Annotated in this window: 9 protein-coding genes; 6 read left to right on the top strand and 3 right to left on the bottom strand. The window is 42.1% G+C overall.

Annotated features, from left to right (window positions below):
* Window positions 1-8 precede the first annotated feature (8 nt).
* Window positions 9-2,870 (bottom strand): excinuclease ABC subunit UvrA, encoded by a 2,862-nt coding sequence (gene uvrA, locus J4E06_RS15070; RefSeq protein WP_349524805.1) that lies wholly within the window; start codon window positions 2,868-2,870, stop codon window positions 9-11.
* 108 nt (window positions 2,871-2,978) lie between these two features.
* Between uvrA and J4E06_RS15065 the strand changes: the two genes are divergently transcribed.
* Both J4E06_RS15065 and J4E06_RS15060 read left to right on the top strand, forming a co-directional pair.
* Entirely contained in the window at window positions 2,979-3,878 is a 900-nt protein-coding gene (locus J4E06_RS15065; protein WP_349524804.1) for a nucleoside hydrolase, read from the top strand.
* 65 nt (window positions 3,879-3,943) lie between these two features.
* Entirely contained in the window at window positions 3,944-4,468 is a 525-nt protein-coding gene (locus J4E06_RS15060) for a DUF8685 domain-containing protein (RefSeq protein WP_349524803.1), read from the top strand.
* A gap of 220 nt (window positions 4,469-4,688) precedes the next feature.
* On the opposite strand, the gene J4E06_RS15055 is transcribed toward J4E06_RS15060, so the two are convergent.
* On the bottom strand, window positions 4,689-6,884 hold the full coding sequence (locus J4E06_RS15055) for a transferrin receptor-like dimerization domain-containing protein (protein ID WP_349524802.1): 2,196 nt from the start codon (window positions 6,882-6,884) through the stop codon (window positions 4,689-4,691).
* Between the two features lie 175 nt (window positions 6,885-7,059).
* On the opposite strand from J4E06_RS15055, the gene J4E06_RS15050 reads away from it, so the two are divergent.
* The 4 genes from J4E06_RS15050 (at window position 7,060) to J4E06_RS15035 (ending at window position 10,797) form a co-directional block, all read left to right on the top strand.
* Window positions 7,060-7,560, top strand: a complete 501-nt coding sequence (locus J4E06_RS15050) for a hypothetical protein (RefSeq protein WP_349524801.1) — start codon at window positions 7,060-7,062, stop codon at window positions 7,558-7,560.
* Between the two features lie 69 nt (window positions 7,561-7,629).
* A complete protein-coding gene (locus tag J4E06_RS15045; RefSeq protein WP_349524800.1) occupies window positions 7,630-8,127 on the top strand; it encodes a hypothetical protein in 498 nt (165 codons plus the stop codon).
* A gap of 3 nt (window positions 8,128-8,130) precedes the next feature.
* On the top strand, window positions 8,131-8,952 hold the full coding sequence (locus tag J4E06_RS15040) for a tetratricopeptide repeat protein (protein ID WP_349524799.1): 822 nt from the start codon (window positions 8,131-8,133) through the stop codon (window positions 8,950-8,952).
* Window positions 8,953-9,087: 135 nt separating this feature from the next.
* On the top strand, window positions 9,088-10,797 hold the full coding sequence (locus J4E06_RS15035) for a leucine-rich repeat domain-containing protein (RefSeq protein WP_349524798.1): 1,710 nt from the start codon (window positions 9,088-9,090) through the stop codon (window positions 10,795-10,797).
* A gap of 47 nt (window positions 10,798-10,844) precedes the next feature.
* On the opposite strand, the gene J4E06_RS15030 is transcribed toward J4E06_RS15035, so the two are convergent.
* A partial coding sequence (locus J4E06_RS15030) for an integrase core domain-containing protein (protein WP_349524937.1) occupies window positions 10,845-10,999 on the bottom strand: 155 nt, incomplete at its 5' end.

The raw sequence follows: 10,999 nt of genomic DNA, 5'->3' as shown, positions 1-10,999 counted from the left end.
ATATTGTTTTAAACTGCGCGTTTTATTTTTTGTTTTGTACTATCCAGTTCTTTCTTTAAAAACTTGGCGGTATAACTCTTCTTGTCCTTGGCCACTTCTTCAGGGGTGCCCGATGCAACAACTGTTCCACCGCCTCGTCCGCCTTCGTAGCCAATATCGATGATATGGTCCATCATTTTGATGACGTCCATATTGTGTTCGATTACCAAAATGGTATTGCCTTTGTCCACCAATCGTTCGAGTACTTCCAAAAGCACTCTTATATCTTCAAAATGTAGGCCTGTGGTCGGTTCGTCGAGGATGTAAAATGTGTTTCCAGTGTCTCTTTTGGAAAGCTCTGTGGCCAACTTTACCCGTTGGGCTTCACCTCCGGATAGGGTGGTGGATTGCTGTCCTAGAGATATATAACCCAAACCTACGTCTTTTATTGTCTTAAGTTTACGATGAATTTTTGGAATATTCTCAAAGAAATCCACGGCTTCGTTGATAGTCATCTCCAACACATCCGCAATGGATTTTCCCTTATAGCGAATTTCTAAAGTTTCCCGGTTGAATCTTTTACCATTGCAAGTCTCACATTCCACGTACACATCAGGCAAAAAGTTCATCTCAATTACTTTTAAGCCTCCACCTTGACAGGTTTCGCATCTTCCGCCCGCCACATTAAAGCTGAAACGCCCCGGTTTATAGCCACGTATGGCAGCTTCGGTGGTTTTGGAAAACAAGGAGCGAATTTCGCTAAAAACTCCGGTATAGGTAGCTGGATTGGAGCGAGGGGTTCGTCCAATAGGGGATTGGTTTATGTCGATAACCTTATCAATGTGCTCCAGTCCTTTAATTTTTTTATAGGGCATCGGTTTTTTTACGCCGTTAAAATAATGTGCGTTCATAATAGGGTAGAGGGTTTCGTTTACCAAAGTGGACTTGCCACTTCCTGAAACTCCCGTAACCCCGATCAATTTTCCCAAAGGGAAATCCGCCGTCACATTTTTTAGATTATTGCCCGTACAACCCGAGAGCGTAATTTTTTTACCGGTCCCCTTGCGACGTGTTGCTGGAACAGGTATTTCAAGCTCGCCCGTGATGTATTGTGCGGTTATGGTGTGCTGGCCAATCAATTCTTTTGGACTTCCTTCGGATATAATTTCCCCACCGTGTTTTCCTGCTTTGGGACCGATATCGATAACGTGATCCGCACTTTCGATCATATCGCGGTCGTGCTCCACCACAATAACGGAATTGCCTATATCGCGCAGTGCTTCCAAGGATTGAATCAATCGTTCATTGTCGCGTTGGTGCAGACCAATGCTGGGTTCGTCCAAAATGTAGAGCACGCCCACCAATTGTGAACCTATTTGTGTGGCCAATCGAATACGTTGCGCCTCACCGCCGGACAAAGATTTGGAACCTCGGTTCAATGAGAGGTAATCCAGTCCAACATCCAACAAAAAACCAACACGGGCTTTGATTTCTTTGATGATTTCTTCTGCAATTTTCTTCTGATTCCCTTCCAACGTACCTTCCAAATGTTTGAAGAAAGCAGCAAGTTCGGCAATATCCATCTGTGCCAGTTCGGCAATGTTTTTGCCATCTATTTTAAAATAGAGCGACTCCTTTCGCAAACGAGAACCATCACAACTTGGACATTCCACTTTGTCCATATAATCTTTGGCCCAACGTTTTATGGAAGTAGAGTTGGCTTCTTCGTACTGGGTTTTGATGAAGTTGGAAATGCCTTCGTAATCAATTTTATACTGTCTTTTTACGCCAAGACTTTTGGAGTCCACCTCAAAACTTTCCTTGCCACCGTTCAAAATAACGTTCATGGCTTCTTCTGGAATCTTTTCTATAGCATCCGTTAGTTCAAAATTGTAGCGTTGCGCAATGGTTTCCAGTTGTTTGAAGGCCCAGGATTTTTTGTATTCTCCCAAAGGCGCAAGTCCACCGGATTTGATGGATATTTTTTTGTTGGGGATGATTTTGTTTTCGTTTACCTGAAACACATGGCCCAGGCCACTGCATTCTGGGCACATTCCTTTAGGTGAATTAAATGAAAATGTGTTAGGTTCGGGAGTAGGATAGGAGATGCCCGATGATGGGCACATTAAATCCCGACTAAAATATCGGGGCACTGTTTCGCCCTCTTCCAAAACCATAAGCACATTGTCTCCACTGTACATGGCCGTATTGATGGTTTCGCTCAAACGTTTGTGGAAATCTTCGCTATCGCCAACTTTCAATCGGTCAATAACAATCTCGATGTCGTGGGTTTTATAACGATCCACCTTCATTCCTTTGGTGATGTCGGTAATCTTACCATCAACCCGGACTTTTACAAAGCCTTGCTTTGCAATCTGTTCAAAAAGTTCGCGGTAATGTCCTTTTCTGGACTTGATCACAGGAGAGAGCACATTGATTTTTTTGTCTATATACGACTCAATAATCAAATCTTTGATTTGCTCATCGCTATAGCTTACCATTTTTTCCCCTGTGTTATAACTGTAGGCGTCTCCAGCACGTGCGAAGAGTAAGCGCAAGAAATCGTAAACTTCTGTAATGGTGCCCACGGTAGATCGGGGTGATTTTGAGGTGGTCTTTTGTTCAATGGCGATTACTGGGGAAAGACCGTCAATTTTATCCACATCGGGTCGTTCCAGACCACCCAAAAATTGCCTGGCGTAGGCCGAAAAGGTTTCAATGTATCTGCGTTGGCCCTCTGCGTATATGGTATCGAAGGCTAAAGAGGATTTTCCACTCCCCGAGAGTCCCGTGATGACCACCAGTTTTTCGCGTGGAATGGTAACGTCAATATTTTTTAGGTTATGGACCCTTGCGCCCTTAACCTCAATATGTTCTTCGTAATTGATCATAAATCATAGCAAACTTCAAATGTAGCGATTTGGGATGTAAAAAGGAAGCCGATGTCCATTACCATTTTGATAAAATAAACAGTAAGTTTATCAGATAAAGTTTTAAAAATGAACCCTAAGTTTTTGTTTCCACGTATTTTGACTTTTCTTGTATTTTTCTACGGTCTTGCCTTTGGTTTTGGTCAGACCCGGCAGGTAATTGTTGATGCCGACACAGGGAACGAGGTGGATGATTTTTATGCACTGTCACTTATTTTGGCCGACTCCAGCGCAAAGGTTACCGCTTTGAATGCCGCACATTGGCAAACGAGCCATTGGGCGGTAAAGCAGACCATGGAGAACAGTCATCGCCTAAATCAACAATTATTGGGTGAAATGGGATTGCAGGTAAAAACACTGCGGGGAGGCCATGCTCGTATGTACGATTGGGGGGATAGGGCGCAACACTCGGCAGCAGCTTACGAAATAATAGAGCAAGCAAAACAAAATAAAAAAGTGACGGTCATAGTCCTTGGTGCATTGACCAATGTGGCATCAGCTGTTTTTATAAGTCCCGAAATTGCTGAAAATCTCGAGGTGTACTGGCTGGGAACAACCATGGATTTTGACACGAAAGTGCTCAAAAGAAATGATTTTAATTCTTTGATGGATCCATTTGCACTGGATTACTTGTTGGACTCCAAGGTAGATATGAACATAATGCCCATAAATGTGGCCGTTGATATGGAGATTGAATATGAAGAGCTTTCTCAAGCCATTGGAAAAACAAAATTTGGTAAATTTTTGATAAAACGCTGGGATGACCATTTGGATGGTGCCCGAAAAAGCAGGGTTTTGTGGGATTTGGCATTGGTCTCGGTGTTTTTAAATCCTGAATTTGGCAAAACAACCATCGTGCAAACATCTCGGGATAGTGGAAATCGTGCCATAACCTACTACAACCATATTGATGCGAATGCGATTTACCAAGATTTCTACAAAGTGTTGTCAGCTTTTGAAAAACGGTAGTTTTTGAAGAAAAATGGTTGTTGAAATGTATAAATTAGCGTTTTAATTAAGTAAAGAAAATCAAAATGAAACTATTGGGCATAGGCTCCAGAATAGATCACCCCGAATACGGAAAGGGTGTGGTGACCAACGTATCGTCCAAACATTATTGGGTGACTTTTTTAGAAAATGGATTGGAAACCATTGATTTGGACGCTGAATTTGAAGTAATCGAAAGTGTTGAAGATGAAGTGGACAGTGTTAGCTTTTTTGATGTGGAACGTTCCTTGGTGAAGATTCTCGAAAAATGGAGCGACACACACCAAAAAGTGGCCATAGCCGATAAATGGAAGGGTGGCAAACTGGTTTTGGAACCCGATGATGGTACAGCCAACAAGGAAATCCCCATTGAGACCTTCTTCCATAAAATTGTGATGGTGCGCGACCGTATACGTGTGATGGAGCAAAAGATAAACAGTACCAAAAACTTGGACGATCAAGAAAAAGTGGACCTACAACAATACATTACCCGTATTTATGGTAGTTTGACAAGTTTTAATGTACTGTTTAAAACCAAAAATGACCATTTTGTAGGGGAGAGGGGGAAATAATCAGGCGATTAACCTGTTGTTGGGTATTTCAATCATATGTAAGGACATTCTTTTTTTATTAGTGCTGACCTCCTCCCATATTTGGGTATTGGTCATACCTAGAGAATTTGGGCTCTCTTAGAGTGCCCACCAAGGATTTCTTCCCAATACTATAACCAATAAAAAACCACCTCCCACGATATTTCGTAAAAGGCGGTTCTGTTTTTTTACCAGGATTTAATTACTGTACCATGCTGTTCAGTTGCTGTACTTGGACATCAAAGTTTTTAAGGGTGGTGGCCAATACCCCGATTTGTTCCTGTGCTTCTTTCCATTCCTGCTGTTCAATGGCCTCGCGCACGCCTGGAAGTGTTTTTACCCCATAGCCCGTGTAAAATCCGGGGGCATAAATCTGGTGCTTGAACCAATCCCTACGGGGCAGTCCTTTATCCTGCAACAATACCTGCTCCATGCCCATCAACTGTTGGTTTATTTGTGCCTTTTTGGCACCGGATAGGGCAAGCACATCGGTCCTGGAAAAGGTGGCTATACTTTTCTTTAGATCGGCAACCACATTTTGTATGGGCGAGAAATCCAAATAGGGTACTTCTTCCTTCATTTTTGAGGGCGCTATCGGTTTTTTGGGATCCATCACCAGTTCATAGGTATCGGCTGAAACCAGTTTGTTGTGTTTTTCCACTTCGGCACGCATGCCCTCTAAGGTTTTCATCACTTCGCCCAAATAGGTTTCAATGGTGCTGTGCCATTGGGTGAGTTCAAACGGCAATACCTCGGCATTGGCCAAACGCAACGAGATACGTCCTGCCGTGTTGGCCAAGGCCACGCCATAGTCGAACCCGGGATCTTTAAAACGGGTGTAGTGGCTGTAGGTATCATAAATGGTGTGGTATTCCCCACCAGAACCTTCACCGCCGTAGCCCAAGTTCAAGGAGGCAATACCTGTATGCTGTATAAAAGGCGTATAATCCGAACCAGAACCCAGTGCGGACAGTTTAAACGAATTGTCGCCACCGCGCATAACGTTGGCGGCTTTGCGGCGCTCTGCCACGGACACCCCTTTTTGTGGGTCGGTCACGGCATGGGCCACTTGGCTTACCATGGCCTGAAGTGAGTGGGAACCTCCAGCACCCAAATAGCCACGGCTGTTACCATCGGTATTGATGTAGGCCACGGCCTTTTCTTTCAATTCCGGAATATGGTCTTCTACCCATTCCGTAGAACCGATAAGTCCAGGTTCTTCGGCATCCCAAGCGCAATAGACCAAGGTACGTTTTGGTTTGTTGCCCGCTTTGGCCAATTTTCCGATAACGCGGGCTTCTTCCATCAAGGCCACCATACCACTGATCGGGTCGCTGGCACCATGTACCCAAGCATCGTGGTGGTTCCCACGGATGACCCACTCGTCGGGGAATTCATCCCCTTCCAAAGTAGCAATCAGGTTGTGGGCAGGTTTCAATTGCCAGTCAAACTCCAATTTGAGGTGGACTTTGGCAGGTCCGGGCCCAATATGATAAGTAAGGGGCAAAGCACCTCTCCAAGAAGCAGGGGCCACAGGGCCTTTTAATGCTTCCAATAAGGGCTGTGCATCCTCATAGGAAATGGGCAGTACCGGAATCTTGGTAATGGTAGGTGCATCTTCACGCTTTAAACGTTTTGCGTCCTTGGTGGCTGCATAGCCGGGCGTCAATACATCTCCTGGGTAGAGCGGCATATCCATTACGGAACCGCGCTGTACACCGGTTTTATTTTTATAAGGTCCTTCGGGATACACATCGCCCTGGGCGTAACCATCATCTTCAGGGTCGGAATAAATGATACAGCCAATAGCACCTTTTTCAGCGGCCAGTTTCGGCTTTATCCCGCGCCAAGAACCGTAATATTTAGCAATAACGATTTTCCCTTTTACATCAATCCCCAATTTTTCTAGTTCATCGTAGTCGCTGGGGATACCGTAGTTCACAAACACGAGTTCTGCTTCCACATCGCCATCGGTAGAGAATGCGTTGTAGCTGGGCAACAATTTATCGCCCTGCGCGGTGTAGGGGTCGCCCTCGACCGCCACGGCTTCCAATTTAGCGGAATAGGTTGTGGGAGCGGTCAGCTCCAGTACCCGGACTTTGGGATAAGGGAAAAGCACGTGGTAGGTATCGATCTCGGTTTTGTAGCCCCAAGATTTGAACTGCTTTTCCATCCATTTTACGTTCTTTTCGCCGTATTCGGTGCCCACCCAGTGGGGTTCGGCCGCCAATAGTTTCATCCATTGGTCCAAATTGTCGGCGGAAAGTTGTTTTTCGTAGTCTGCTTCGAGCTCTTTTTGTGCTTCCGAAGCTTTTTCACTGAACCCAATGATCCTGTCCTGGGCCGTAACACTGATAGCTCCCAAAAGTAGGAGCAGGGGAAATAATTTATTTTTCATTGTTTTGAATTAGCGCTTAAATTTAAGGGATTGTTTGCAGGTAATGAAGAGAAAAGGCGGAAGTGTTGGTAAGTTTTCAAGGAATTTACATTTTCTTTGAAAAACATCACAAAAATGATAAGCACCCTATGGGTTCCAAAATTCAATTTTGAAGGGGTCTGGAAAAACATAAAATATGAGATCAATCATTTTGCTATTAGCGTTGACAGCTGTTACTGCAGGGAAGGCCCAGAAACAAGAGGTGTTTCAAAATGCGAACGAATTGGTAAAGGAAACGCAACGTGTTATTTCCATTGAGGCGGGGCAAGTGATCGACACTGCCTATTTCCGAACTTTGTTTTTGTCCACGGCACACTTTAGTGTGGTCGGAAAAAAAGATGGGGAGTATACTCAGGAAACCATGGGTCTCGATGAATTTTTGGAAATGCTTACGGACGACTATTATTCGTTGGGCTATCACGAAGAATCCACAGGTGAAATTGTTGACGAATACAACGGCATGGCCCAGGTGATTCAAAGTTTTGAGGGGGTTGATTCCGAGAACGAAACAGGAAAAGGGGTTGGTAGTTATCAATTGGTATACTCCGAAGGACGTTGGTGGATTGCCAATATGGTCTGGGCCATGAGTTCGGATGATGGCAAGGATATTCCAAAGAAGTATTTGAAAAGCAACTAGTCATGTATTGACTACCGAATAGTTTTGAATTGTTATCTTGCCAACAACCATTAACGAAATAGCTCTTTTTTGAAAAGCAAACTCAATATTTGGCTGCTCGTCAGTTTTCTGATTGCTGCAGCATTAAGCCTTTGGCTCTACTTTAAACAAACAACGAAGGTCGGTGATGTTTTCTATGACAGTGCCATGGATTCCGCGGAATTCAATCCGTGTGGTGATTATCAAATTCTTCAATATTATCAAGTAGGCACCTACTATCAAAGTGGCAAAAAAGCCATCAAAACGGAGCTTTTGCCAAAAGTAAAAACGGATGGCCTTCCCCAAAATGGTTTGTTGACCGTTCGTTTTGTTGTGAATTGCAACGGGGAAACCGGGTATTTCAGGACTAAAATGATCGATGCGAACATCAAGGAAATTGAAGTGCCTCTCGAAGCCTCAAAACCTATTTACGCACTAATTGCTGAGCTAAAAGGGTGGGTTCCGGGTCAAATTTACGGAAATCCAACCGATAGCTATGCGCAAATAGCCTTCAAGCTTGAAGATGGTAAAATCACTGATATTTTTTAAGGTATGAAGCTGTTCCTCAAAATCATAAAAATCCTATTGGCCACTGTTTTTACGGCCTATATTGGTCTTATAGCACATCAATTGGTGTTTCAATCCAAAGAAAAGCGGTTCCATATTGCAGGAAACATGCAAGGGCATGGATGGTCCCAAACGATGTTTGGGATTCTAAATTGGCAACACCCCGATTATGCCGCCGCTTTTTTTGAGCGCTCCGTTCCTTTTAATAAAAGAGGGGATTATGTCACGGGTTTTTATTATTTGAACACCGCCGTGGATTTAAAACCGTTACATCACCTAGGATATAGAGGGTATATGAAATTACGTTTTCTCCGGGATTACAAGGCCGCCTTGGCAGATTTTGATCGTTTGGATGCCATGACACCCAATGTGGTGGATGCGCCTTGGGGCGAGGACATCGATTTTTTACGTGGTGAATGCTACTACGGCCTCAAAAATTATCCGAAGGCCTTGGAACATTTCGAGCAAAGTGTGGCAAATCAGGGTGCGGATTGGGCAGATGTGCAAGCCTTTGTGTACCAAGGTTTATGTCATTATGAAATGCAGCACTTTGATGAAGCCATAACAGCTTTTGAAAATGGGTTAAAGCAATACGACACCACCTGCGAAGCTTATTTTGGGTTGGCAAAGACTTATTTAGCGGTAGGGGACACCATAAGTGCCAGAAATAACTTGAACAAGGCACAAGAAACCTTGCCTTACAAGCATACGGACATCTATAAGGAGTATCTCAATGAAATCTACCAAGAGGATTTGGATGGTTTGTTGACTACTTTATCTAAGTTGACTACTTTATCTAAGAAATAATGCCATTTATGGTAAACAAAAGCATTTAAGTAGAAAAAATCTTACTTTTATCCAACACATAAAATAAATAATTAACCTCATTCTTCTGGATACATCATATCAATATTTTGTCCCAGCTAAACAAACCTATGTTATATGAAAAAAGCATTATATCTGCTAACCCTGTTCACTTTACTTATTTCATGTTCTGAAAGTGAAGAACCCATACCACCCGAAACACCGCAACCACCCGTTGCTGTGGAACAAGGTGGACAATCGTTTAATATTGCCAACAAAGAGATCACGGCTAAGAATTCTTCCAATCTCAATGGCAAGGATTATATACCATCTTATGTTTTTATAAGTTTAGAAAACAGTGATGGAAATAAGATTTTGGACAGGCAAAAACTTGACGTTGTTGGTCAAGGAGGTGATTACGTGACAGAAGAAATAATGCTGGATGCCGGGACGTACAAATTAACAGAGTTTATAGTGGTGGATTCTGATGATTTGGTCATTTCCTTGGTGCCCAAAGCCACCTCAGCTTTATCTCAATTTACAGGAACCTCACTTCCTTTTGATTTCACGGTTGAGGAATCGGACTCAAAGAACACACCTGTTGAAAACATTGAAGCTGCAGGATACTCATGGGTAGAATTTGGATATGAGGAAGATGACCTAGCTTTATCCGAGGCCGAAGATTTCTTTACGTTAACGGTTGATGACAGTGAGAATCTTACCACCAAAACATTTTCTTTAATTTCTTTAACAGGCTCTACCTATAAAATTGATTGGGGAGACGGCACTGTGGATGAATATGTATCGATTTTGAGTGGTCTTAATTTAGATAATGAGTTGACCCATAAATATGAGGAAAATGGTGTATATGAAATAAAAATCATTGGAGCCATTAAGGTAATTGAAAAAGTGGAGTTTCGTAGTTGGTTGGCTGAAGATGAATATCAAAGCAATCTTGTTTCTGCGGACATTAGTGGCTTATCATTATTAAAAGAAATTGTATTCCATGCGGGTGAATTGACAAATCTCGACACTTCCCAAAATCCTTCATTGGAATTCTTAGGTGTTAGCAGCAATCAATTGACTTCTCTGGATTTAACCAATAATGAAAAGCTAAAATCACTTTATGGGGATGATAATCAGCTAAATGAAATAGTATTCCCTCTAAACTCGGTGTTGGATTTCATTTCTGTAAAGGGGAATCAATTTTCCAACTTGGACGTTTCCAATAATTCAAATCTAAGAGTACTGATTGCAAGAGAAAATCCTTTAACCCATATTGATTTTACCAATAATTTGATTTTGGAACGATTTGATTTGAGCGACAATTTGTTGTCTGAGATAGATCTATCCCAAAACTTAAATTTAACGGAAATAAATGTTGGAAGAAATAATTTGACGCAAATAGACCTTTCTAAAAACACCGAATTGGAACGAATAGATTTGTACTTTAATCAAATAAGTTCCATTGACCTTTCGTCAAACTTAAATTTAAATATATTGTACATTATGGGTAATATGTTGTCTGACATAGACTTAAGTCTTCAAGATAGTTTGGAAACATTGGCTATTTATAGCAACAATTTGGACGATTTGGATTTATCCAATAATCCTATGGTTAGGTCTCTTTCCATTGGAGATAATGAATTTGATGCAACCCAACTGGACTTGATAATCTCAGGTGTATACGACAATGCTGTTATGAATTCTATTAATTCAGGCTATATAGATTACCAACTTAACCCAGGCACAGATTTGATTGATCAAACCACCATTGCAAAAATCAACGAGCTAGGATTGGATTATGATTGGACCTTTAATAATAATCAATTTTTTAATTTAAATTGAGAGTATCACATTTTTGACTGTGTCGTCCTAAAATAGGTTGACAGTTTTTAAGTATAATTATTTAATAGACCTGTAGAGTTTTCTTCACAGGTTTTTTCATGAATAAAGTTAGGTGTTTTCATCTGAAGACTCAAGTGAGGCCTATGGTTATTATATGTATCTATTGATTCTTTTATTAAAAGCTCTAGTTCTTTACCAGTAT

Source organism: Allomuricauda sp. NFXS6 (genome assembly GCF_040148835.1).
GTDB lineage: Bacteria > Bacteroidota > Bacteroidia > Flavobacteriales > Flavobacteriaceae > Flagellimonas.
Note: the sequence above shows the minus strand (reverse complement) of the source record. Positions and strands in the feature narration are given on the sequence as shown.

Coding starts and splice junctions, on each gene's coding strand:
- uvrA (WP_349524805.1), bottom strand. CDS start 2,870: ATGATCAATTACGAAGAACATATTGAGGTTAAGGGCGCAAGGGTCCAT.
- J4E06_RS15065 (WP_349524804.1), top strand. CDS start 2,979: ATGAACCCTAAGTTTTTGTTTCCACGTATTTTGACTTTTCTTGTATTT.
- J4E06_RS15060 (WP_349524803.1), top strand. CDS start 3,944: ATGAAACTATTGGGCATAGGCTCCAGAATAGATCACCCCGAATACGGA.
- J4E06_RS15055 (WP_349524802.1), bottom strand. CDS start 6,884: ATGAAAAATAAATTATTTCCCCTGCTCCTACTTTTGGGAGCTATCAGT.
- J4E06_RS15050 (WP_349524801.1), top strand. CDS start 7,060: ATGAGATCAATCATTTTGCTATTAGCGTTGACAGCTGTTACTGCAGGG.
- J4E06_RS15040 (WP_349524799.1), top strand. CDS start 8,131: ATGAAGCTGTTCCTCAAAATCATAAAAATCCTATTGGCCACTGTTTTT.
- J4E06_RS15035 (WP_349524798.1), top strand. CDS start 9,088: ATGAAAAAAGCATTATATCTGCTAACCCTGTTCACTTTACTTATTTCA.